This window comes from Exiguobacterium sp. s56 (genome assembly GCF_018618255.1).
Classification (GTDB): Bacteria; Bacillota; Bacilli; order Exiguobacteriales; family Exiguobacteriaceae; genus Exiguobacterium; species Exiguobacterium chiriqhucha.
The window spans coordinates 51407-75550 of sequence record NZ_JACSLR010000013.1 but is presented as its reverse complement, the minus strand read 5'-3'; the positions used below and the strand labels follow the sequence as shown (position 1 = coordinate 75550).

The 24144-nt window shown below is 55.0% G+C and carries 23 protein-coding genes and 1 riboswitch; of the genes, 19 read left to right on the top strand and 4 right to left on the bottom strand.

The features are described from left to right. The first annotated feature begins 22 nt into the window (after nt 1–22). Together KNP71_RS12345 and clpB are read left to right on the top strand one after the other, a co-directional pair. Complete coding sequence (locus tag KNP71_RS12345; RefSeq protein ID WP_214719796.1) at nt 23–889, top strand: DnaJ C-terminal domain-containing protein; 867 nt, start codon at nt 23–25, stop codon at nt 887–889. 18 nt (nt 890–907) lie between these two features. Beyond that, a complete protein-coding gene (gene clpB, locus KNP71_RS12340; RefSeq protein WP_058765687.1) occupies nt 908–3499 on the top strand; it encodes an ATP-dependent chaperone ClpB in 2592 nt (863 codons plus the stop codon). Nucleotides 3500–3537: 38 nt separating this feature from the next. Here the strand turns inward: clpB and KNP71_RS12335 are convergent, their stop codons facing one another. Beyond that, nucleotides 3538–4611, bottom strand: coding sequence for a TIGR04053 family radical SAM/SPASM domain-containing protein (locus KNP71_RS12335; RefSeq protein ID WP_214830784.1), 1074 nt, complete (start codon nt 4609–4611; stop codon nt 3538–3540). Then, nucleotides 4608–5972, bottom strand: a complete 1365-nt coding sequence (hemG, locus tag KNP71_RS12330) for a protoporphyrinogen oxidase (protein ID WP_214830782.1) — start codon at nt 5970–5972, stop codon at nt 4608–4610. The genes KNP71_RS12335 and hemG overlap by 4 nt, the downstream gene beginning before the upstream one ends. Nucleotides 5973–6082: 110 nt before the next feature. Here hemG and KNP71_RS12325 point away from each other — a divergent pair, with 110 nt between their 5' ends. Together KNP71_RS12325 and glsA are read left to right on the top strand one after the other, a co-directional pair. After that, nucleotides 6083–6256: a hypothetical protein gene (locus KNP71_RS12325; protein WP_165569465.1), complete on the top strand. Its 174-nt coding sequence runs from the start codon at nt 6083–6085 to the stop codon at nt 6254–6256. 58 nt (nt 6257–6314) lie between these two features. Next, nucleotides 6315–7256 (top strand): glutaminase A, encoded by a 942-nt coding sequence (gene glsA / locus KNP71_RS12320; RefSeq protein ID WP_021065217.1) that lies wholly within the window; start codon nt 6315–6317, stop codon nt 7254–7256. Here the strand turns inward: glsA and KNP71_RS12315 are convergent. Next, on the bottom strand, nt 7253–8026 hold the full coding sequence (locus KNP71_RS12315) for a CHAD domain-containing protein (RefSeq protein WP_131472924.1): 774 nt from the start codon (nt 8024–8026) through the stop codon (nt 7253–7255). The two genes, glsA and KNP71_RS12315, sit on opposite strands and share 4 nt — an antisense overlap. Nucleotides 8027–8063: 37 nt before the next feature. On the opposite strand from KNP71_RS12315, the gene KNP71_RS12310 reads away from it, so the two are divergent. The 4 genes from KNP71_RS12310 (at nt 8064) to KNP71_RS12295 (ending at nt 12767) form a co-directional block, all read left to right on the top strand. Beyond that, nucleotides 8064–9434: an MATE family efflux transporter gene (locus KNP71_RS12310; RefSeq protein ID WP_029596101.1), complete on the top strand. Its 1371-nt coding sequence runs from the start codon at nt 8064–8066 to the stop codon at nt 9432–9434. A gap of 172 nt (nt 9435–9606) precedes the next feature. Beyond that, nucleotides 9607–10752: an N-acetylglucosamine-6-phosphate deacetylase gene (gene nagA, locus KNP71_RS12305; RefSeq protein ID WP_029596100.1), complete on the top strand. Its 1146-nt coding sequence runs from the start codon at nt 9607–9609 to the stop codon at nt 10750–10752. Next, the gene (nagB, locus tag KNP71_RS12300) at nt 10749–11513 is read left to right on the top strand and encodes a glucosamine-6-phosphate deaminase (protein WP_214830780.1); all 765 of its coding nucleotides are present in this window, start codon (nt 10749–10751) and stop codon (nt 11511–11513) included. Before nagA ends, nagB begins: the two co-directional genes overlap by 4 nt. Before the next feature lie 150 nt (nt 11514–11663). Beyond that, on the top strand, nt 11664–12767 hold the full coding sequence (locus tag KNP71_RS12295) for an LCP family protein (RefSeq protein WP_021065222.1): 1104 nt from the start codon (nt 11664–11666) through the stop codon (nt 12765–12767). Nucleotides 12768–12800: 33 nt separating this feature from the next. Here KNP71_RS12295 and KNP71_RS12290 read toward each other — a convergent pair whose 3' ends face one another. Then, a complete protein-coding gene (locus KNP71_RS12290) occupies nt 12801–13529 on the bottom strand; it encodes a GntR family transcriptional regulator (protein ID WP_029596096.1) in 729 nt (242 codons plus the stop codon). A gap of 96 nt (nt 13530–13625) precedes the next feature. Between KNP71_RS12290 and KNP71_RS12285 the strand changes: the two genes are divergently transcribed. The 11 genes from KNP71_RS12285 (at nt 13626) to KNP71_RS12235 (ending at nt 24116) form a co-directional block, all read left to right on the top strand. Next, nucleotides 13626–14786 carry an alanyl-tRNA editing protein gene (locus tag KNP71_RS12285; protein WP_214830778.1) on the top strand — a complete coding sequence of 387 codons (1161 nt, stop codon included), beginning with the start codon at nt 13626–13628 and terminating at the stop codon, nt 14784–14786. After that, nucleotides 14780–15208, top strand: coding sequence for a GNAT family N-acetyltransferase (locus KNP71_RS12280; protein WP_214756704.1), 429 nt, complete (start codon nt 14780–14782; stop codon nt 15206–15208). The genes KNP71_RS12285 and KNP71_RS12280 overlap by 7 nt, the downstream gene beginning before the upstream one ends. A 77-nt stretch (nt 15209–15285) precedes the next feature. Further along, nucleotides 15286–15466, top strand: a riboswitch (Lysine riboswitch). Nucleotides 15467–15580: 114 nt separating this feature from the next. Then, complete coding sequence (locus tag KNP71_RS12275; RefSeq protein WP_021065226.1) at nt 15581–16780, top strand: aspartate kinase; 1200 nt, start codon at nt 15581–15583, stop codon at nt 16778–16780. Nucleotides 16781–16792: 12 nt separating this feature from the next. Then, nucleotides 16793–17788 (top strand): aspartate-semialdehyde dehydrogenase, encoded by a 996-nt coding sequence (locus KNP71_RS12270; protein ID WP_214828207.1) that lies wholly within the window; start codon nt 16793–16795, stop codon nt 17786–17788. Nucleotides 17789–17800: 12 nt separating this feature from the next. Continuing rightward, the gene (gene dapA, locus KNP71_RS12265; RefSeq protein ID WP_021065228.1) at nt 17801–18682 is read left to right on the top strand and encodes a 4-hydroxy-tetrahydrodipicolinate synthase; all 882 of its coding nucleotides are present in this window, start codon (nt 17801–17803) and stop codon (nt 18680–18682) included. Then, nucleotides 18679–19428 (top strand): 4-hydroxy-tetrahydrodipicolinate reductase, encoded by a 750-nt coding sequence (gene dapB / locus KNP71_RS12260; protein ID WP_131472929.1) that lies wholly within the window; start codon nt 18679–18681, stop codon nt 19426–19428. Before dapA ends, dapB begins: the two co-directional genes overlap by 4 nt. Then, entirely contained in the window at nt 19406–20113 is a 708-nt protein-coding gene (gene dapD / locus KNP71_RS12255) for a 2,3,4,5-tetrahydropyridine-2,6-dicarboxylate N-acetyltransferase (RefSeq protein WP_021065230.1), read from the top strand. The genes dapB and dapD overlap by 23 nt, the downstream gene beginning before the upstream one ends. A 46-nt stretch (nt 20114–20159) precedes the next feature. Then, the gene (locus KNP71_RS12250) at nt 20160–21086 is read left to right on the top strand and encodes a branched-chain amino acid transaminase (RefSeq protein ID WP_021065231.1); all 927 of its coding nucleotides are present in this window, start codon (nt 20160–20162) and stop codon (nt 21084–21086) included. A gap of 13 nt (nt 21087–21099) precedes the next feature. Next, entirely contained in the window at nt 21100–22188 is a 1089-nt protein-coding gene (gene alr / locus KNP71_RS12245) for an alanine racemase (RefSeq protein ID WP_021065232.1), read from the top strand. Then, complete coding sequence (gene lysA, locus KNP71_RS12240) at nt 22158–23450, top strand: diaminopimelate decarboxylase (protein ID WP_058765694.1); 1293 nt, start codon at nt 22158–22160, stop codon at nt 23448–23450. Before alr ends, lysA begins: the two co-directional genes overlap by 31 nt. A gap of 117 nt (nt 23451–23567) precedes the next feature. Continuing rightward, nucleotides 23568–24116, top strand: coding sequence for a nitroreductase family protein (locus tag KNP71_RS12235; RefSeq protein WP_021065234.1), 549 nt, complete (start codon nt 23568–23570; stop codon nt 24114–24116). Nucleotides 24117–24144: the final 28 nt, after the last annotated feature.

The following is a 24144-nucleotide window of genomic DNA, read 5'->3' as shown; positions in this document are numbered from 1 at the left end:
GAAATAGGTGAGGTGAAACGAGATGGCAAAAAACTATTATGACGTCCTTGGCGTGCCGAAAGAGGCGTCCGACCAAGACATTAAGCGAGCGTATCGAAAACTGGCAAAACAATACCATCCGGATGTGAACAAAGACTCGGACGCGCAGGATAAGTTCAAAGCAATCCAAGAAGCGTTCGATGTGCTGAGTGATCCTGATAAGAAAGCGAACTATGACCGCTATGGCAGTCCAGAAGGACCGACGTTCGGCGGAGGGACTTACAGCGGCGACGGATATGGGGAAGGGTCGGCCCAGTTCGAAGACTTGTTCCGTCAGTTTGGCGGCGGGTCACGGACGACGTCGCGGACGTTCGGGTTCGAGGACATGTTTGGTAGCTTCTTTAATCAAGCGGTCGAAGAAGACCTCGATGAGACGGTCCGTGTCAACGTCCCACTCAGTCAATTGACGTCTGATTCTAAAGTGAGTCTGCGTCTCCAGACGGGAACGGTCAACGTGAAAATCCCGCAAGGCGCCCACGAAGGGCAGAAGTTACGGCTCAAAGGTAAGAGCAGCAAGGTCGGACAAGCGGGTGACCGCGGCGACGTGTACGTCGAGCTGCATTTCACGGATGATGATACGTACCGTCGAGAAGGAGCGAACGTCATTACCGTCAAACGGTTGCGCCCGCTCGCTTTCCTCGACGGCACAGAAGTCGTCGTGGCGACATTAGATGGTGGCCGGGTCAAACTGAAAGTGAAACCGGGGTCACGCCCGGGTCAACGGATGCGCATCCCAGGGCGCGGGTTCATGACCGCCTCGAAAGTCCGGTCGGATCTCTTCGTCCAACTCGAAGTCGACTTGCCGCTAGACGCCGGCCACCGATCTGTTTACGAACAACTCGAACGTTGAGCCTAAGGAGGAAGCAGAATGGATTTCAATCGATTTACCGATAAAGCACATGAAGGCATCGTCAGTTCGCAGGCACTTGCGAAACAGTACCACCATAGCGAGATGAACGAATGGCACGTCTTGGCATCGATGATTTCACAAACGGACGGCATCGCGCCGCTCCTACTGCAAAAAATGGAGCTGAGCGTCGCCGAGATTGAGGCCGAGGTCGCGATGGCACTCAAGAACGCACCGAAGCTTCAAACGCCGACGACGCCGATGATTTCGGCCTCGCTGTTGAACGTGTTGACGACGGCGGAGCGGGAAGCAACCGGTATGAGTGACGAGTATGTCTCGGTCGAGCACGTCCTGCTCGGCATCATTATGAATAAGAGCCAAGCGCAAAGCATGCTTGAGCGCAAAGGTGTGACCGAAGAGAAACTACGCGAGGCGCTCGTCGCCGTCCGCGGAAATCGGCGCATCACGTCGAAGTCGCCGGAAGCGACGTATGACGTCTTGACGAAGTATGGCCGCGACTTGATTCAAGAAGTAAAGACCGGAAAAATCGATCCCGTCATCGGGCGTGATAGCGAGATTCGGCGCGTCATCCGCATCTTGAGTCGGAAGACGAAAAACAATCCGGTCTTAATCGGAGAACCGGGTGTCGGGAAGACGGCGATCGTCGAAGGGCTCGCCCAACGCATCGTTCGCGGTGACGTTCCGGAAAGCTTGAAAGATAAGACAATTTTCAGCCTCGATATGAGTTCGCTCGTCGCCGGGGCCAAATATCGCGGTGAGTTCGAAGAGCGGCTCCAAGCTGTCTTGAACGAAGTGAAAGAAGCGGAAGGGAAAATCATCCTCTTCATTGACGAACTGCATACGATTGTCGGGGCCGGCAAGTCCGAAGGGGCGATGGATGCCGGGAACATGCTCAAACCGATGCTCGCCCGCGGCGAACTCCACTGCATCGGCGCGACGACACTCGATGAGTATCGCCAATATATCGAGAAGGACCCGGCACTTGAGCGCCGTTTCCAACAAGTGCTCGTCGACGAACCGGACGTCGAAGACACGGTGTCGATTTTGCGCGGTTTGAAAGAACGCTTCGAGATTCACCACGGTGTCCGCATTCATGACAACGCGCTCGTCGCAGCGGCCGTCTTATCGAACCGCTACATCACCGACCGGTTCATGCCGGACAAGGCGATTGATCTCGTCGATGAGTCGTGTGCGATGATTCGGACGGAGATGGAATCGATGCCGGCCGAACTCGATGAACTCGTACGCCGCGTCATGCAACTCGAGATTGAGGAGGCGGCCTTGAAGAAAGAAAGTGATGACGCCTCGAAGAAACGACTCGATGCGCTGCAACAAGAACTCGCCTCGATTCGCGAACAGTCGGACGCGCTCCGACTCCGTTGGGAGAACGAGAAAGAGTCGACGCATCGCGTGCAACACATCCGTGGCGACTTGGAGAAAGTGAAGCTCGAACTGCAAGAAGCTGAGAGCCGCTACGATTTGAACCGGGCCTCCGAGCTCAAATATGGCCGTATCCCGGAACTCGAGCGTGAACTCGCGGAAGCGGAACGGCTCGCCGGTTCGGTGACACGTGAACTCGTCCGCGAAGAAGTGACCGAGGAAGAGATCGCCGAGGTCGTCTCGAAATGGACGGGGATCCCCGTGACGAAATTGACCGAAGGAGAGCGAGACAAGTTGCTCAACCTCGAGACGGTGCTCCATCAACGTGTCTTCGGACAAGACGATGCGATTCGCCTCGTCAGTGATGCCGTCATTCGGGCTCGAGCCGGCATTAAAGATCCGAACCGTCCGATCGGCTCGTTTTTGTTCCTCGGACCGACGGGTGTCGGGAAGACCGAACTCGGGAAAGCGCTCGCCGAGGCGATGTTCGACTCGGAAGACCATATCGTACGTCTCGACATGAGCGAGTATATGGAGAAACACGCCGTGTCGCGTCTCGTCGGGGCGCCTCCAGGTTATATCGGCTATGAAGAGGGCGGTCAGTTGACGGAAGCAGTCCGCCGCAACCCGTACTCGGTGCTCCTGCTCGATGAGGTCGAGAAAGCGCACGCCGATGTGTTCAACATCTTGCTGCAACTGCTCGATGATGGTCGCTTGACCGATTCGCACGGACGTGTCGTCGACTTCAAAAACACAATCGTCATCATGACATCGAACATCGGGGCCGACATCTTGCTCGAAGCGGCGAAAGATGGTGTCATCGATGAGGCGGAAGAACGCCAAGTCATCGAGCGGCTCCGCCGCCACTTCCGTCCCGAGTTTTTGAACCGGGTCGATGAGACGATTTTGTTCCATCCGCTCACGCGGGCTCAAATCGGCCAAATCGTCGAGAAAGCGGTCGCGCGCATGGGTAGTCGCTTGACGGCGCGCTCGATTCAAATCGAGATCACGGATGCTGCGAAAGTGTTTATCGCCGACGAGGCGTATGAGCCACAGTTCGGGGCCCGTCCAATCAACCGGTACGTACAACGGACGATTGAGACGAAACTTGCCCGTAGCATTCTCGCCGGAGATATCGAGGACGGCCAGACGGTCGTCATCGATGTCGAGAACGACGAGTTGACGCTTCGTCCTGCGACGGTGACGCATTAAACATTGAAAGAGCGCTGGCTGATGCCGGCGCTCTTTGTTTATGAGATAGGTGTAGGTTGATAGATGCAGTACGGTTCTTCGGCCTTATAGTCGCCGGTGACGGCATAAGCGCGAGCCCGCGAGCCGCCGCATACGTAACGATACTCGCAGTAGCCGCATTTTCCGTGGTGGGTATCGGGATCGCGTAGTGATTTAAAAACCGGGTGGTGCCGGTAAATCTCGGCGAGCGGTGTTTGTTTCACGTTGCCGCACGTAATCGGTAAGAAACCGGACGGCTGCACGTCGCCCGTATGCGAGATGAACACGAAACCGTTCCCGTCATTCGTGCCGCGGGGTGCCTTGGCGAGATCGTCATGCGGATGGCCGATGGGCGACAATCCAACTTGTTTTCGTTTCAAGTTCTCTTGCCGGGCGATACGCCGATAAAACTGGGCTTCAGTCGTCGAGATGATGAATGGGACGTGTTCTTGCAAAGCGAACGCCCAGCGGAGGACTTCTTCATGCCGTTCTGGGGAGACGGGCTGCAGGAGCGACCCGCGGCCGGTCGGCACGAGGAAGAACAGCGTCCAAACCGACACACCGAGCTCACCGACGAGTTTGGCGATGTCCGGGAGTTGATCGACGTTATATTCCGTGACCGTCGTATTGATTTGGAATGACATGCCTTCTTCCCGAAAGTAAGAGATACCGCGCAACGTCCGTTCGAAACTGCCGCGGGTACCCCGGAAATAGTCGTGTGACTTGGCGTCCGGACCGTCGAGCGAGAACGCCCAACGCGTCAATCCTGCATCTTTCGCCCGTTTGACGGCGTCATGGGTCACGCGTGGCGTTGCCGATGGGGTCATCGATACGCGCATTCCGAGCGAGGCGGCGTATTCCGTCAACTCGAACAAGTCTTCGCGCATGAGCGGGTCGCCACCTGTGAAGACAAGAATCGGGTTGTCCATCGCATGAATGTCGCGGATGAGCGCCTTACCTTGGGCGGTGTCGAGTTCACCCGGATAACGATGGAACTGAGCCTCGGCCCGGCAATGGACGCATGACAGTGCACAGGCGCGTGTCACTTCCCAAATGACGATGAACGGATTCTCGTTGTAGTCGATTCGTTTCATACGGACACCACCTGTCTTGCCATGATGCGGGTGACGGCTTGTTTGGCCGAGTCGACGCAGTCGGGGAGACCGACGCCGTGCAAAATCGCCCCACAAGCTTCGACGCCGTCGAGGGAGGACAATGTTTCCTCGAACGCGCGCACGTATTGTTTATGGCCGACCTCATACTGCGGCATCGTGTCGACGTGACGCTCGACTCTCGTGAAGATCGGGTTACCGACGTGTTGAATTTTTCGAAGCTCACGGAGCGCGAAATCGGCAATCGTCTCGTCGGATTCCGTCAACAGGTCGGGAACGAACGCGGAGCCGATGTAGACGCGTAACAGCGCCTTGTTTTCGGGTGCCATATGCGGCCATTTCTTATGCATCCAGCTACAAGCGGTCAAGGCGTTGCCTTCGCTTTTGGCGATGACGTAACCCGTCCCGTCGAGTGCCTCGACGTCTGCTTTCTCGAACGCCGCGAGCACGGTGATGGAAGACGTGCGTTTCAATGACGACAACCGTTCCGCTTCTGGGAGACCGAGGAGCGGGCCGAGCGCGTTCGGCGAGGTGGCTAACACGATGCCGTCAAACGACTCGACCGTTCCGTCCTCGAGCACCACTTCATGGGGCCGGACTGCCGCGACCCGTGTCCCGAGACAGAGGCGATCAATCGATGGACGGAGCGCCTCGATCAAGACACCAAGCCCTTGGCCGAGCGATAAAAATTTACCGGCCTCGCGCGGTTTGACACCGGCTTGGACAGGAGGTGTCAATGCTTTCATACCGAGAATCAGGCTGCGTGTTTTTTGTTCAATCGTGATAAACTGAGGGAAAGTAGACTCGATGCTCATATCGTCGAGCGTACCATTGTAAATCCCAGACAGGAGCGGTTCGATCATCGCCTCGACGACTTCCGACCCGAGCCGGGCCCGAAAGAACGTATCGAGCGAGATATCTGATCCCGCATAGACGCGGGGCAACACGAGGTCCATACCGGCCCGAAACTTGCCGCGCCATGTGAACAGATCCGTCTTGACCATCGGCCAGAACTTGGTCGGGATGCCCATGACCGAACCTGCGGGCATCTGTCGCAGTCGGTTCCGGACGTAAATGTACGAGGTCCCGGTCATCGACCGGACGAGATCGTCGTCAAGCCCAAGTTCGGTGATCAGCTCGGTCAATGTCGGCTTACGGGCCATATATCCGTCCGGCCCGCATTCTAAGACGAAGCCGTCTCGATAAACGGTCTTGATTTTTCCGCCAATCCGGTCACTTGCTTCATACAATGTGACATGCGCTCCCGCCTGTTTCGCATAATACGCGGCGGCCATGCCGGTAATCCCTCCACCGATGATTGCAATCTTGTTCAATCCATTCACCCATTTCTATGTAGTATTCCTACTAACGGTACCGAGAATGTTGACGTAGACATAGGATAAGTCTCACACGGTTCTAGACAAATTCGTCACGATTGGAAGGAGGACCACCTATGATTTGGTTCGGGATAACGGCGGCGGTCGTCGTGGTCGGTATTATCGCGTTCATCGTCTCGATGAATCGGCATGGTGAGAAGCTCGAAGGTGACGAGGACAGCCCATCGGTCATATGGGCCGACGAGGAATGGTATAAGCCGGATAAGGAAGACGGTCCACTTGATGGTTAACCGTCTTCAAATATGTTAAGATGACCCGGGTAAAAACTATCGGACATGGGGTGATTGGATGAACGTATTGGAACAGCAGTTGGCGCATTTGGTCGACGAGTGTCGTCCGTACACAGCACAAGGAAAAGTCGCCGACTATATTCCGGAGCTCGCGCATGTACAAGATGATTTGCTCGGCGTGGCAATTTGCCTACCTGATGGTTCTTATATTCATGCGGGGGACGTCCATCATAAGTTCACGATTCAAAGCGTCTCGAAGGCGTTGACGCTCTGTTACGTCTTGATGGAGTTCGGAGAAGATTACGTGTTCTCGAAAGTCGGTATGGAACCGACGGGGGATGCGTTCAATTCGATTGCCAAACTCGAAGAGACGGTGCCATCGAAACCGCTCAATCCGATGATTAACGCTGGGGCGCTCGCGGTCACGAGCATGATTTTAGGGGACACGGCGGAGCTGAAAATCTATCAGTTCCGTCAATTTTTGGCGACGTTGCTCGATGTCCCGGTCGAGGAAGTCACGTATAACGAAAAAGTCGCTCGCTCGGAATACGAGACGACCGACTTGAACCGGGCCTTGCTCTATTTCATGCGCCATCACGGAATCGTCGAGGGCGATGTCGATGAGATTATCGATGTGTATACGAAACAGTGTGCCATCGAAATCGATTGTTTTGACTTGGCTCGCATCGGCCGGATTCTATCCGGTAACGGCGAAGACCCGGTCACAGGCGAGGAATTGATTCCGCGTCGCGTCGTCCGTATCGTCAAAGCCATCATGACGACGTGCGGCATGTACGACGCATCGGGTGAATTTGCCGTCCGTGTCGGCCTGCCTGGAAAGAGCGGGGTGTCGGGTGCGATTCTCGCGACCGGCAAACACGAGCTCGGATTGAGTGATGTCGGCTTTGGGATTTTCGGTCCCGCCCTCGACTCGAAAGGGAACTCGATTGCCGGGATGAAGTTGCTTGAACTGCTCGTCGAACGCTACACGTCGCGCTAAAGCTTGATGGCGTCGACCGATTCGTCGAGTCGGGTGTGCAGCTTCTGGACGACTTCTTTATAGTCGTCGGTCAAGGCGGCTGGCGGCGTGAAATCGGTCCAGCGCAACAACAGCTGATGCCGGTCATTCATATCACCAAGTTCGGTCTGGAGCCGCTTCAGTTTTTGAACTTGGTCTTTTGAGGCGCTCGGCTCATAGTTCAATAAGTACTCATTCAAATAGCGCTCCCGCTTCACGGCGAGCCGGACTTTGTGGAGGGTATCGAGCCGGTCGTTCCGTTTCGTCGCTGCGTGATGGGTCGCGATGCGCCGCTTGCGGTCGGCTTTGGCTTTATCGAGAAACACCGCCGCGTCTTGTTTGCGAAAGGCGCGGAACAGCTGCCCGCCAATGAAGCGACGGACTTGCTGGTCAAGCGAAGGCGTCATTTTTTCGGTCACACGCGCTTTCAACAGCGTGCGGTCCTTGGCCCGTTGTGTTTCGACATGCTCAACAAAAGCTTGATCGAGCTCGGTCTCGACGGCAAATCCTTCAAGGAGGACATCTCCGTCACGCACCGCACCGAGCGCCTCCATCAACTGTTTCAATTGACGATACGTCGAAGGCTTCGTGTCGTACAGTTGCATGAACGTCAATAGCTTGCGTAGATGGACCCGGGCTTGGTGGATATCTTCACTGTTTTGAAACGTGAGCGCCTCGGTCATATAATGATTGAACGTGTTCCACGTCTCTAACAGCTCATATTTTAATTTTTCCGCATTCCGTTGATTCATTCTAATTTTTCCTTTCTGAAATGAGATGAGGTTGCCCATGTATCAAACACATTCACTAAATGAAAAAATCAAACTGTTCTTCACCATCTTCTTCCCGATTTTGGTGACACAAGTGTCCTTTTACTTAATCAGCTTTTTTGACACAGTCATGTCGGGCCGAGCCGGCGCCGTCGATTTGGCGGGGGTCGGTGTCGGGTCGAGTTTATGGATGCCGGTCTATACGGGGTTGAGCGGGATTCTGCTCGCTGTCGCCCCAATCGTCGCCCAGGCGCTCGGGGCCCGCAATATCCAGCAGATTCAACGGACGCTGTACCAAGGCGTATACTTAGCGATCGGTCTGAGCATCGCGACGCTCGTCCTCGGCTTTTGGCTCGTCCCGACGGCTGTCGACGGCATGGGACTGAGTGAGGAAGGGAAACGGATTGCCAAAGGGTATTTGCTCGCACTCGGATTCGGGGTGTTGCCGATGTTCTTGTTCAACGTGCTACGCACGCTCATGGACTCGCTCGGCAAAACGCGAATCTCGATGCTACTTATACTATTAGGGTTACCCATTAACGTCGGATTAAATTACATCTTCATCTTTGGAAAACTCGGCGTCCCGGCCTATGGCGGTGTCGGGGCGGGAATCGCCTCGGCCATCACATATTGGTTGCTCTTCTTTATGGCGTTCGCGTTTGTCCGGAACGGCAAGCCTTTCCTTGAATATCGTTTCTTGCGCTCAGTGGAGCGTATCTTCTGGCCGAGACAGAAAGAACTGCTCAAGCTCGGGACACCGATCGGTCTCGCCATTTTTGCGGAAGTGAGCATCTTTGCGGCGGTGACGTTGCTCTTGAGTGAATATGGAGACAATATCGTCGCGGCCCACCAAGCGGCCATCAACTTCGCTTCATTTGTCTATATGTTGCCGTTGTCCGCGTCGAGCGCGCTGACGATTGTCGTCGGCTATGAGCTCGGGGCCCGGAGGCTGAAGGATGCCGTACGCTATGCCAAAATCGGTATCGTCCTTTGTCTCGGTGTGTCATCATTCTCGGGAGCGCTTCTGTTTTGGCAAAATGAACGGGTTGCGGCCATCTATACGAACGATGCGGCCGTCGTGGAACTCGCGGCCCACTTCATGATTTTTGCGGTCTTCTTCCAATTATCGGATGCGGTCGCCGCCCCGATTCAAGGGATTTTACGCGGGTTCAAGGACGTCAACGTGACGCTCATCTTGTCGCTCATCGCCTATTGGGTCATCGGCCTCCCGCTCGGCTATGCGCTTGCCGAACAGTTCGGTTTCGGACCGGACGGCTATTGGATTGGTTTGATTGCGGGTCTAGCGGCCGGAGCCGTGTTGCTGGTCATGCGTCTCATTCATATCGTCAAACGGTATGAGGCCCAACCGATTACGAACGAAACATCCTAACCGAGACAGGTTGACGCTACGGCGTCAGCCTTTTTGTTGTTTGAGGGGGAAACAGGATGGGCAAAGAACTGGGGAAATCAAGTTTGTCAGTTGGTAATATTGGTCTATACAACTATACTGGTTTTTGATATGATAACGATGAAGCTACTTGAAGAAAGGTGGATGACCGATTATGGTGATCATCAATGCACACATCGTTTCGGGGGACGAAACGTGGGAACGAGGCTATATCCAATCCGATGGCACGACGATTGTGAGCGTCGGTGCGATGGAGGACTATCAGGCAGGAACAGATAAAGAGATTGACGTTCGTGGGGCACTCGTGACGCCAGGCATGATTGACGTCCACATCCACGGCGGTTACGACGTCGATACGATGGATGCGGACGTGGATCGACTACGTCATCTCAGCCGTTCGATGCTCGCTGAAGGTGTGACGTCTTATTTTGCGACGACGATTACACAGTCACCGACTGCCATTACGAAGGCGTTGCAAGCAGCCCGGACTGTCATCGAGGCGGGAGACACGTCACTCGTCGGCATCCATCTAGAGGGACCGTTCGTCAACGTCGACAATGCGGGGGCACAGCCGGCCGAATATATTATCGATCCCGATGCAAATCAATTCCGCACATGGCAACAGGAGGCGGGCGGTCACATTCGCCTCGTCACGTATGCGCCGGAACGTCCGGGAGCACGTGAGCTTGAACAGGTGATGGGTGAAACCGGTGCAATCGGATCGACCGGACACACGAACGCCACGTTTGCCGAGAACAAGGAAGCGAACGTCAAGCATGGCACGCACTTATACAATCAGATGCGAGGGATTCATCATCGGGAGCCGGGAACGGTCGGCTATTGTCTGTTGGAGCGGGACGTCATGGTTGAAATCATTCCAGACGGGATTCACAGCCGTCACGAGATGGTCGACTTCGCCTATCGCATGAAAGGGGCAGACGGTCTCGTCGTCATTACGGATGCGATGCGCGCCAAAGGTCTTCCGGACGGCCGTTATGAACTCGGGGGTCAACCGGTCATCGTCGAAGGCGGGGCGGCTCGACTCGAAGCCGGGAACTTGGCCGGCAGCGTCTTGACGATGGACGCGGCGTTCCGCAACATGCTGTTATACACGGGATGCACGGTGCAAGAAGCGGTGAAGATGACGTCGGCGAACCAAGCGCGTGAGTTCGGTTTGACGAACAAAGGGGCCATCGCGCCTGGCTTCGACGCGGATCTCGTCATTTGGGATGACGCAATGACGGTCGTGACGACGATTCATCAAGGAGAGGTCAGTTATTCGAAGGAGGACATGCAATGAACATATTAGTGGCGAACACACCGACGGACGCAGAAGAAATCGCATATACACTCATCAAGGAGCGGGTCGCCGGGAAGCGCGAATTCGTGCTCGGACTCGCGACAGGCAGTACACCGGTCGGGATGTATCAGATGTTCAAACGAGATCGGCTCGACTGCAGTCATGTGACGAGCGTCAATATTGATGAGTATATCGGGCTCGCGCCGAGTCATCCGCAAAGCTATCATCACTTCATGGAAGAGAAGCTGTTCAATGACATCCCATTCAAACAGAGCCATCTGCCTCACGGTGACGCGGCCGACCCGGAAGCGGAAGCGGCACGCTATGAACAGCTCGTCCGCTCGATTGGTGTCGATCTGCAATTGCTAGGCATCGGAGAGAACGGACATATCGCCTTCAATGAGCCGGGTACCGCGCTCGATGCGAAGACGCATGTGACCGAACTGACCGAGTCGACGCGTGAAGCGAACCGCCGTTTCTTCGATTCAATCGAAGACGTGCCGACGCAGGCCATCACGATGGGACTCGATACGATTATGAACGCACGCGAGATCGTCCTCGTCGCGACCGGTACCCGTAAAGCCGAAGCCGTGCATCACATGATTGAGAGCGTGCCGACGATTGACTGGCCGGCTTCCATCTTACAGGCGCATCCAAGTGTGACCATCGTGCTCGATGCCGAAGCGGCCTCGGCTTGTAGCAATGTGTTACAGGCGCGTGGCAGTGAAGCGGCCGACCGATTCTTTTCGATCCGAGCTTGATGACCTGGAGACAAGTGTCTCCAGGTTTTTTCTCGTTAACTGTGGGAAATTGTATGGAAATGGATTTGTAATCAAAACGTTTTCGACAAAAGTCGAGGTTTCCTCTATAATAGGTGAAGCTCATATCATTCGATCGCGAAGGAGAAACTCATGAATTCAAGAACCCAAGCTCGTAGACGGCGCAAAGGCCCGTCTGCGTTTTATAAGCTGTTCAGCGCCCTTGTATTGATTGCCGTCATCGTTGGCTCAAGCATGTATGGAACGGCTTTTTATAAAGCGCATAACATGCTGTCAGGTACTCAAGTGACGCTTGAGGATGATCCGACTATCGAACCGACTCGATTTGATAAAGAGGATACCGAGAGCTTCCTCGTGCTCGGGACGGACTTGTCCCCGCAGAAGAAAGCGCGCGGCGAGTATGGTCGGTCTGACGTCATGATTGTCGTCATTCTGAACAAGAAAAACAAACAGACGACGATGCTCAGCATCCCGCGTGACTCGTACGTCAACATCGACTATACGGGCTTCAATATCCCGTACGGTAAGACGGGTCTCGATCAAGACAAAATCACGCACGCCTATTACTTCGGGTCGATGGATGAATCGAACCCGAACAACGGTATGCGGATGGCGACGAACACGATTGAAGACTTGGTCGGCATCGACATCGACCACGTCGTCTCCCTCAACTTCCAAGGGTTCGTCGACTTCATCGATGCCGTCGGCGGGGTCGAAATCGACGTCCCGTTCTCGTCTGAACAGAAGAGTTACGACGCCTCACGAGAAGTCGTCCAAGTCGAAGCAGGGCTTCAGCAGTTATCGGGCGAAGAGGCACTCGCTTACGTCCGTAACCGCTATGACGACCCACGCGGAGACATCGGTCGCGGACAGCGTCAGATGGAAGTCATCAATGCCGTCCTTGACCAAGCGCTCGGCACGTCGCTCATCAACAACTACGACAAAGTGTTGAAAGCAGTCGGGGACAACATGCAGACGACGCTCGGTCCGAACGATTATATGCGTTTAATCGAGGACGTCGGCGCCCTCAACAACACGGTTCAATATCAGTTGACCGGTGAAGGGGCCCGCGGTGTCGACGGTCATTTCTATTACTTCTTGAACGAGCCGTTGCTCGAAGAAGTTCGTTACCGCGTCCAACAGGCCGATGCCGGGAATGAAGTCGAGCCGATGACCGATACCGAGCTTGAGACGTATATGTACGACCCAGCCGGAATCACGTATGAAGCACAATAAAAAAATGGTTTGCCGTCCGCGGCAAACCATTTTTTATGTGCGTTCCATCGCAACGGTGAACGAGTAGGCGTCGCCGCGGAACAAGGAACGGCTATATTCGAACATGTCCCCGTTCTCGAGATACGTCCGTTGGTCGATTAAGAGCACAGGGGCGTTCGGAGAAATCGTCAACAGCTTTGCTTCCTCCGGTCCCGCGCTCCTCGCCTCGAGGGTTTGGGTCGCATTCTTCAACCGGAGCCCTGACTGCTCGGCGAACTCGTAAATCGAACCGACGGCATCTGTCTCGGTCAAGTTCGGTAGTAAGGCGACCGGGATGTATGCCGTCTCGAGGGCGAGCACGTTCTCATCGGCGAGACGGAGACGTCGCATCTCATAGACGGGCGTGTCGAGCGCGACGCTCAATTTTTGGGCGATTTTGGCCGGGGCTGAAATCGTCTGGAACGACAACAGGCGGCTAAACGGACGCATGCCCCGATGTTTGATTTCTTCCGAGAAACTTGTCAATCCGGACAAGGCCATCGTGATTTTCTTGTTGGCAACGAACGTGCCTCGGCCTTTTTGACGGCTCAAATAACCGGCGTTGACCAAGTTTGTGATCGCTTGGCGGACCGTCATCCGGCTCACGTTATAGCGCTCGGAAAACTCCCGTTCGGATGGGATGGATTCCCCGGGTTGGAGCTCGCCGGCATCTATTTGTTGCTTTAAATAGGCTTCGATTTGATAATAAATAGGTAGCGGTGATTGTTTATCAATCTGTAACATGCATATCGCTCCTGACTGCTAAAGTAAGTGTTTCTTATTATAGACCAAATTAGACTAGTTGTCTGAACATATCCTACAGAAAAGGCGGCGATCAAGATGAAGCCATGGCAATTTGAAACGACGGTGACCGACGTGCGCACCGATGCGCGCGGGACGTGGGTCGCGCTTGAATCCACATTATTTTATGCGGAAGGCGGGGGCCAACCTCCGGACGTCGGAACACTCGACGGACAACCCGTTCTCGATGTGCAACGGGTCGAGGAGGTCGTCTGGCATTTAGTCGAACCGGGGCTCGAACGTGGGACGTTCGTGACCGGCATAGTCGATGAAGCGATCCGTCACGACCACTCGATTCAACACACGGCTCAGCACGTGTTGACAGCTTTATTGGAAGACGAATACGGCATTCAGACGCTCAGCTTCGGCATCGGACAAGAGGAGTCGTCGCTTGAAATCGAGACAGAGACGCTCGATTGGACTCAAATCGAGTCGTTGGAACGAGACGTGCAACGCATCATCTTTGAGAACCGTCCCGTCTCCACGTACGAACTCGCGTCCGCAGAGGTCGAGGTCGATCGGTTACGCAAACCGACCGATCGCACCGGGATGATCCGGATCGTCGACATTGAGGGACTCGATTACAACGCGTGCGGTGGGACACATGTCGAGACGACCGGCCAACTTGGGATCGTCCATGTGACCTCGATGAAGAAAGTTCGTGGGAACGTTCGTTTGACGTATGTTGCCGGTCACCGGGCCTTGTCCGCCATCCATTCGTCACGGACGGCGTTGCGGACGATTCACCAAACGTTATCGACGACGAACGAGACGGTCGCTGCCCGTGTCCTCGAGGAACGAAATCTTCGTCTCGAGCGGGACAAGGAAGTGAAGGCGCTCGAGGCGCGTGTCGCGAAAGCGAAAGTCGCTGCCTTTTTGCAGGAAGACAATTACGTCATCACCCATATCGGTAAGACGGAAGCGGAGACGTTGACGACGACCATCGTCGAACGCATCGCCGCGACGGGCCGAATCGCTGTCGGAGCCAATCATGCGGGTCAAAAGCTATGGCTCATGCATGACGGGACACATGACATCGCCATCGGTAAATTCTTAAAACGGACGCTCGACGACCTCGGCATCGGTCGCGGTGGCGGCAGTCATAAACAAGCCCAGGCCCGATTCGAATCGGTCATCGAGTTGGAACGCGCGACGGCAGAAATCGTGAAACGGCTTCAGGAAGGGATGGTATCATGTTGAAGATTGAGCACGGCAAGGAAGCAGAACTGATTGAACAGGCACGGGTTGTGCGGGCGACAGTGTTTATTCACGAGCAAGGCATCGCCCCTGAAATCGAATATGATGAGCTTGACCCAGACTGTATCCATTTCGTCGGGACAGTGGACGGTGAGCCGGTGACGACGGCGCGTCTGCGTCCAATCGGTGACGCGGTCGGGAAAGTCGAGCGCGTCGCCACACTCGCTTCGGCGCGCGGCAACGGATATGCCAAGGAGGTTATGCTCGCTATCGAGTCCTTCGCCCGGACGAGCGAGTTACATGAGCTCAAACTTGGCGCTCAACTGACGGCACTCCCTTTCTATGAGCGTCTCGGATATGAGGCGTACGGGGACGATTTTTTAGACGCGGACATCCCGCATCGGATGATGAAGAAGACGTGGTGATTGTTTTTAGAAATTTTCCTTTTTTCTAAAAAAAGGTTGGCAAGCCGGGATGCATTTGTTATAACTAAAACTAACAACTGACAGATAGAGGTTGCGAATGACATGAGTACGCTTGATCGACACGGACGCATTCCGGATCGAGCCGAAAGGGGAATTTCGCCGAAGTCGACGTTCGCATGCGTACGAACGAAGGCTGGGGTAGTCGTGAATAACGCCTACACTGCCATGGATGAAATGCCATGGAGCGCTATCTACGGAACGATTCTTTAATCGTTTTTCAACTGCGCGTACAAGCGGCAGACCGTAGGGAGAGTGCTTCCTACCGGTCTGCCGCTTTTTCTGTTGGTGGACATCATGAAAGTGGGGAACCTGATGACAACCGTATTGAAATTTGGAGGCAGCTCCGTTGCCACGATTGAACAAATCCAGGCCATTTCCGAATATTTACAGACACGGGCCGCGGCCGGAGAAAAACTTGTCGTCGTCGTCTCCGCGATGGGGAAAACGACTGACTCACTGTTGTCACTCGCCAAACAAATCACGGAACGCCCGATGATTCGTGAACTGGACCGCTTGCTCGCGGTCGGTGAGGAGCAGACGATCAGCCTGCTCAGCATCGCTTTAAACTCTCGAGGCGTGGCTGCCATCTCGCTTACCGGACAACAAGCCGGGATCGACACGATGGGCATTCACACGAAAAGTAAAATCAAGGCGATTCGCAAAGAAGTGCTCGAAGAGAAGCTCCGGACATATGACGTCGTCATCGTCGCCGGTTTCCAAGGTGTCAACGAGTTCGGTGATGTGACGACGCTCGGACGAGGCGGATCGGATACGACCGCTGTCGCCTTGGCCGCCGTCCTCAGCAAACGCTGTGAGATTTACACAGACGTCGCCGGTGTCTATACGGCTGACCCGCGCATCCATCCGACGGCCCGCCGATTAGATACCGTCTCGTATGACGAGATGATGGAGATGAGCGCGCTCGGGTCGAAAGTGATGGAGATGCGTAGCGTAGAGCTCGCGAAAAAATTTGATGTGAACATCTTTGTAGGAAAGACGCTTGCGAGCGAAGGAGGAACATGGATCATGGATATGACACAGGCGATGGAACAAAAAGCGGTGACGAGCGTGAGCGTCGTGAAGAACGTGCTCAGCGTCTCAATCAAACATATTCCACATTCGGTGGCAGGAGTTGCCGACATTTTCGAGAAATTGTCACAGCGTCATGTCAATATCGATATGATCAGTCAGACCGCGTTCGATGGTGAAGTATTCCTGTCGTTCACCTGTCCGCTCGATGAAGAAGCGTTTCTCGAAGAGGCGCTCGCGGAACTGACTGAGACGTTCCCACAAATCAAAATCGACCGTCATACCGAGCATGCGAAAATCTCGGTCGTCGGCATCGGCATGCGTGACGCGACCGGTGTCGCAGCCGAACTGTTCGCCACGTTCCGCGAGAGCGGAATCCCATTCTATCAAGTCACGACATCCGAGATTAGCATCTCGTACACGATTAACGAACAAGACGTCGAAGCAGCCGTCGCGGCCATCGCGACCCGCTTCAAGTTATAAGGAGGACGCCACATGTATAACGTAGCCGTCGTCGGTGCGACCGGTGCCGTCGGCCAAAAGATGATTGAAGTATTGACCGAGTATGAATTCCCGATTAACGAATTGATGTTGTACGCATCATCTCGTTCGGCCGGGAAGACCGTGAACGTGAACGGCAAGGACGTCGTCATCCGGGAACTGTCGGACGCGATTTATGCGGACCCAATCGATATCGCGCTCTTCTCAGCCGGTGGGAGCATCAGTGAACAATATGCGCCTCGCCTGAGTGAACAAGGTGTCATCGTCATCGACAACTCGAGTGCATTCCGGATGCAGGCGGACATTCCGCTCATCGTACCGGAAGTGAACCGAGTCGAACTGAGCCCGGACAAGACGCTCATCGCCAACCCGAACTGCTCGACGATCCAATCGGTCGTCGCGCTCGCACCACTCGCGGAAGTATACGGATTGACGCGTGTCGCCTATACGTCGTATCAAGCCGTCTCTGGCTCGGGCCAAAAAGGGATTGAAGACTTGGAACGCGGAGCACGTGGGGAAGAGCCGAAGAACTATCCGTATCCGATTTACGATAACGTCTTGCCACACATTGATGTGTTCTTAGAGAACGGTTATACGAAAGAAGAACAGAAGATGATTGAAGAGACACGCAAGATTTTAAACGCGCCGAACCTCGGTGTCACCGCAACATGTGTCCGTGTCCCGGTCCGCAACAGCCACGCCGTCTCCATCACAGTCACGCTCGACCGCGACGCGACGCTCGCCGAAGTGAAAGCCGTGCTCGCGGACGCGCCAGGTGTCGTCTTGATGGATAACCCAGGGGAACTCGTCTATCCGACACCGCTCGATGCGAACGGGACAGACGACGTGTACGTCGGTCGTATCCGTGTCGACGAGTCACAGCCGAACACGTTCCATCTCTGGTGCGTCGCTGATAACGTTCGAAAAGGCGCGGCAGCGAACGCCGTCCAAATCGCCCAATGCATGATTGGGCAGACTGCTACGAAATAAGGGGGAGATTATATGTTCACAGGAGTCGCAACCGCACTCGCTACACCGTTTCAAGCAGACGGTCAGCTAAATCTCACAGCATGGGAAGCGTTGATTGAAGATCAAATTAAAGAAGGTGTCAGCGGTCTCGTGATCGGGGGAACGACTGGTGAGGGCATGACCATCACGGACGAAGAGTTCGAGACGCTTCTCGTCAAAGCGATTGAAGTCGCTGCCGGGCGCGCCGTTATCATCGCCGGAACCGGGTCGAACAACACGGCGCTCAGCATTCAAAAGACGAAACGGGCCGCCGAACTCGGAGCCGAGATGGCGATGGTCGTCACGCCTTATTACAACAAGTCGACGCAAGCGGGTCTGATTGCCCACTTCACAGCGATTGCCGACGCGTCACCGATTCCGCTCATGCTCTACAACGTACCATCGCGGACGGGCGTCGCCCTTGATCCGGCAACGGTTGGGGAACTCGCTGATCACCCACGCATCGCTGCGCTCAAAGAAGCGAGCGGGGATATCTCAGTGATGGCTCAAATGATGGCGCACGTACCGGAAGGGTTCCCAGTCTATTGCGGGAACGATGATCAAATCCTTCCTTATATGGCTTGGGGGGCGCAAGGTGTTGTCTCGGTCCTTTCGAACGTCTATCCGGGTGCGACGGTCGCATTAGCTGAAGCGCTCCTCGCCGGAGATTTGGAAACGGCACGCACATGGCAGCTCCGACTGCTCCCGGTCATCGACGAATTGTTCGCGGAAGTGAATCCGATTCCGGTCAAAGCAGCACTCAATGCGCGCGGCTTCGAGTTCGGTGCACCACGTCTCCCGCTCGTCCCGATGAGCGCGACGGCCGAGGCTCGCTTGTTATCGGCAATGGAGCAGTTCAATGAGGTGAGACAGTGAACTTACTCATTCATGGATACGGCGCGATGGGACAGATCGTCGAAGAAGTCGCCCGGACACAAAACTTGACCGTTGCAGCCATCGTCTCACCGGCCGGAGGGGAACATCCCGTCTCGATACAAGATGTCGAGGCCGACGTCGATGTCGTCATCGACTTCTCGAACCCGGCGTTGTTGGATGACGTACTCGCGTTCGGGAAAGCCAAGCAAATCCCGCTCGTCATCGCGACGACGGGCTTCTCGGAAGCAGAGCTCGTCAAAATTGAAGCGGCGTCTCAGGAGATCCCGATTTTCCAGTCGTATAATACGTCTTATGGGATCGCGCTCCTGAAACAGTTGCTCGACCAACTCGTCCCGCTCACGCTCGGTTATGACATCGAAGTGATTGAGGCGCACCACCGCAAAAAAGTCGATGCACCGAGCGGGACGGCGGAATTGCTCGCCCGTGCCATCGAGGCGAAACGCGACGTGACACCGGTATATGACCGGACACCGCGCCGCGAAGCGCGTGCAGCCGATGAACTCGGCATGCATTCGGTACGCGGGGGGACGATTTTTGGAGAACATACCGTCCTCTTTGCCGGAGACGACGAAATGCTTGAATTGAAACACACGGCCCTGTCCAAACGCGTCTTCGCGAACGGGGCACTCGCTGCGGCGGCAACGATTCTTGACCGCCCAGCCGGACTATACAATTTAACGAACCTATACGAGGAGGCCACTCATGTTACTCACAAACGCTTATGAAATCGCGCAATACATTAAAGATGCCAAGAAAGAAACGCCTGTCAAATTGTACGTTAACGGTCAATTGGCCGGTCTGACAATCGAAGATGCCAAAGCTTTTGGAACAGACGAGTCGAAACTGTTCCTTACAACGGCTGAACGTGCGGCTGCTTTCCTAGAAGCGAACGCTGCCGTCATCACGGACACGCACCTCGAATACGATCGCCGGAACAGCGCCGTACCGATGCTCGATACGACGCAGTTGAATGCCCGCATCGAACCAGGTTCGTTCATTCGCGACCACGTTCAAATCGGGAACAACGTCGTCGTCATGATGGGTGCTGTCATCAATATCGGTGCCGTCATCGGTGACGGGTCGATGGTCGATATGAACGCGGTCATCGGTGCCCGCGGGACACTCGGGAAAAACGTCCACCTTGGCGCTGGCGCTGTCGTGGCAGGTGTTCTTGAGCCACCTTCAAAAGATCCGGTCATCATCGAAGACGGTGTCATGGTCGGTGCGAACGCCGTCATTTTGGAAGGCGTCCGCATCGGTGAAAATGCCGTTGTCGCAGCAGGTAGTGTCGTCACGCAAGACGTACCGCCAGGCGTCGTCGTTGCCGGTACACCAGCCCGCGTCATTAAGCAAAAAGATGAAAAAACCGCAGAAAAAACACAACTTGTTGATGACTTACGCTCCCTGTAACGTATAATAGACAGAAAATATCAAAAATGAATGGGAGAGTTGAACAATGGAACAGTATGGACAATGGATGTGGCAAGACGGGGCTTGGATCGAGCCGAGTGATGCGAACACGAGTATCATGACGCACGCAATTCACTACGGTAGTGGGTTCTTTGAAGGGATTCGGGCATACCACACAGAGGAAGGCCCGGCCATCTTCCGACTCCGTGAACACTTGGAGCGACTCGTTCGTTCGTGTGCATACTATCACGTCGACTTGCCGTACACGGTCGATGAGCTCGAACAAGCAACAATCGAATTGATTGAACGCAACGGATTTGAAGCTTGTTACATCCGCCCATTCGTTTTCCTCGGCACACCTTGGCAGGCACTCATGCCGACGCAGGAAACAAAAGTACACGTCGCGATCTCGTGCTGGCCGCTCGGCGAATATTTCAGCAAGACGGTCGGAATCCGTGCGAAAGTCGCCTCGTATCGCCGCGTCTCTTCGACGATGATGCCGATGCAAGCGAAAGCGGCAGCGAACTATATGAACTCGCAACTCCTTAAAGGAGAAGCGGTCCGTGACGGATATGACGAAGCGATTGCCCTCGACATGAACGGAAACGTCAGCGAGGCGAGCGTCGCCAACATCTTCCTCGTAAAAGGAAACAAAATTTTCACACCGTCACTCGATTGCTCGGTGCTCGACGGCATCACGCGTCAAACGGTGATCGAACTTGCCCGTGAGGAAGGGTTCGAGGTCATCGAACGCCACATCGGACGTGACGAACTATATGTCGCAGATGAGATTTTCTTAACAGGAACGGCGGCTGAAGTGACGAGCGTCATCGAAATCGACAATATTTCGATTGGTGGCGGCGTTCAAACGGTCGCGACGAATATGCTCTCGCGTTACCGTGAGGCTGTGACAGGACAAATCGCAGGCCACCGTGATTGGGTCACGTTCGTCAAAGCTGGAGTCAAAGAGTAAAGGAGTTTTTTGTATGGGAGTCACAATTGACTTGAATGCGGTTCGCGAAAACAAACGTCGGATTGAAGCGCTTGGCCGACCGGTGTTCGCCGTCGTAAAAAACAACGCCTATAACTTAGGGATGGAGCCAGTTGTGACGACACTGTACGAAGAAGGGGTGCGTCACTTCATGGTGACGACGCTTGACGAGGCGAGCGAGGTCCGGGCATCAGCTCCGGAAGCACGCGTTCTTGTCATGAACCCGGTATACGAGTGGACAAGCGTCCATCGTGACCAACTTGACGTCGCCATCGGTTCCTATGACTGGCTCGTCTCGCAACGGGACCAGCTCGACGGGGTCCGGCTTCATTTGAAGCTCGACGTCGGCATGAACCGCTTCGGTGCGAAGACGTTCCAGGAAGCGTTGGCCATCGTCGCCTTTTGCCAAGACGAGGGGCTCGATCTTGTCGGGTTATGTACACATTTCCCACTCGCTGACGCGGATAACGCCGAAATCGAGCACAGTGTGCACGTGGAGCGGTTCGCCGACTGGTCGAATCGTCTCATGGAGCGGCATACGTTCGACATCGTGCACGCAGCCAACAGTGCAGCGACGCTTCAAGCGGACCCGCGTCTCGGGCATTGCACGCACGTCCGTGTCGGTATCTTTCTCTATGGCTACTCTTCGGTCGAACCGGTCGATTGGCTCATCCCGGCGTTTCGCTGGGAAACAGAAGTCGTCGCCGTGCATGACATCGAGGCCGGTGCCCACGTCGGTTACGGTACGGGCTACACGGCCGAGACGAAAGAACGCATCGCCGTACTCTCGGTCGGCTATGGTGACGGACTCATGCGAGCCCGGCGCTTCTTACCAGCCCATATCGAAGGACGAGCCTATCCGTTCATCAGCAACATTTTCATGAGCCACAGTTTTTTACGCGTCGATGACACCGTACAAGTCGGAGATCGTGTGGAGCTGTATGGCCATCTTACGAAAATCGATGACGTGACCCGTACCGGTCACGCCAATAACTCAGAACAATTATGCGCACGCTCATGGCGTGTCCCGCATCGCTTTGAAGGAGGCAATGTATGTACACCACCAACCAATCAGTTTGTATGATCGAAGGCGTGTCCGTCCGTGAACTTCAAGCGACGTACGGGACACCGCTCTATATCATGAGCGAGCCTGAACTCGAACGTCGTCTCGACCTTGTCCGGAACGCGTTCCTCGACAAGTATCCGAACACGTACGCGCTGTACGCATCGAAAGCGATGTCGATTGCGGCCGTATACGATAAAGTGATGGCAGCGGGTCTGAGCATCGACGTCGTCTCGCGGGGCGAGATGTTCGTCGCGCTCCACGCCGGTGTCCCGGCTGACCGGATTCACGTCCACGGCTCGAACAAGACGGTGCAGGACATCACGTTCGCGCTCGAGAACGGAATTACCCACTTCACCATCGACAACATGCGTGAGATTGGGCTGTTGTCGGGTCTGGCCGCTGAGCAAGGGGTAGACGTCGATGTCTTGCTCCGCATCGTCCCACAAGTCGTCGGAGGCGCCCATGAGGCGATTCAGACGGGCGGGGTCGATACGAAATTCGGCTTCCCGACCCATGATGATACGTATCTCGAAGCGATCAAAGCAACGCTACAAGCGGAACGACTGCAACTGCGAGGCATTCACTGTCACGTCGGCTCGCAGATTCAAGAACCGACGCTGTTCATCAATACGGTCAAAACGATGGTCAACTTCATCGAGACGATCCGTCAAGAGACGGGGTATACGGCCGACGTCTTGAATATCGGTGGCGGCTTCGGTGTCGCCTATCTCGAGTCGGACGACCCGCTCGACTTCGCCGACACGATGACGCAAGTGATGGACACGCTCGTCGCGGAAGTGGAACGCTTCGGCTTGCCGCTTCCGAAAATCGGCATTGAACCGGGCCGTTGGCTCGTCGCCAACGCCGGCGCGACGCTCTATGAAGTCGGGACGGTGAAAGAAGTGAGCGGTGTCCGCACGTACGTCTCGGTCGATGGAGGGATGACGGATAACATTCGTCCCGCTCTCTATGACGCTGAATATGACGTCATTGCGGCGACACGGATGGATGAAGCGAAGACGCTCGAGGCGAAAATCGTCGGGGCGTGCTGCGAGTCGGGAGACATCATCTCGAACCGTTCGCTTATCCCGCCGGTCGAAGCTGGTGATCTCTTGCTTGTCAAAGCGACGGGAGCGTATAACTTCTCGATGGCAAGCAACTATAACCAGATGCTCCGCCCGGCCGTCGTCTTCGTGAAAGACGGGACACATCGTCTCGTCGTCCGGAGACAGACGCTCGAAGACTTGGTCGCCTGTGAGATTGTCGGACAATCGACGTGACGCCATAAACGCATTCCTGATTCAGGGATGCGTTTTTTAATGGAAGTCGTTCTTCTTCAAATGAGAAATGCTTTTAATTATGATGGGGGAGAGAGAACAGAGGGGGAAGTGACTTCAATGGAAAAGACAGCAGGACAACAGTTGATTGAATCGCGGCGGACGATTCGCATGTTCACGGAAGAACCAATTGCGACGAAAGTACTCTATGAGTTGTTGGCGTCAGCTCACCAAGCGCCGTTTCATAACAAAGTCGAACCGTGGAATCTCTATTTGTTCAACGGGGATGGAAAAGACGTCTTGCTTCAGGCGCTCGAACCGGCGTTTCAAGATGGACCGGAATCGAAACGTGAGAAGATCGCCGGGCGGATTCGTAACGCGGCCGCATGTGTCTACGTGACGACGAAAGCGTTCGAGACGGACAAAGGGAAGAAAGATGCGCTACTCGCGACGGCGACGATGATTCAAAACTTTCATTTATTGTGTAGTGAGCAACAAATCGGCCTCGTCTGGCGGACGGGCGGTATTTTTGAGGATGCCAGGCTTCAAGAGATGATTGGAGCTGAAGGTGAGACGTTTGTCGGGTTACTCCAGCTCGGTCGTTACGAAGACGTGCCACCGACGAAGCAACGTCAATCGATTGACGCTAGTTTGACAATTTTTGAGTGAACGAAAAGGCCCGAGCGTAGGTGACTAC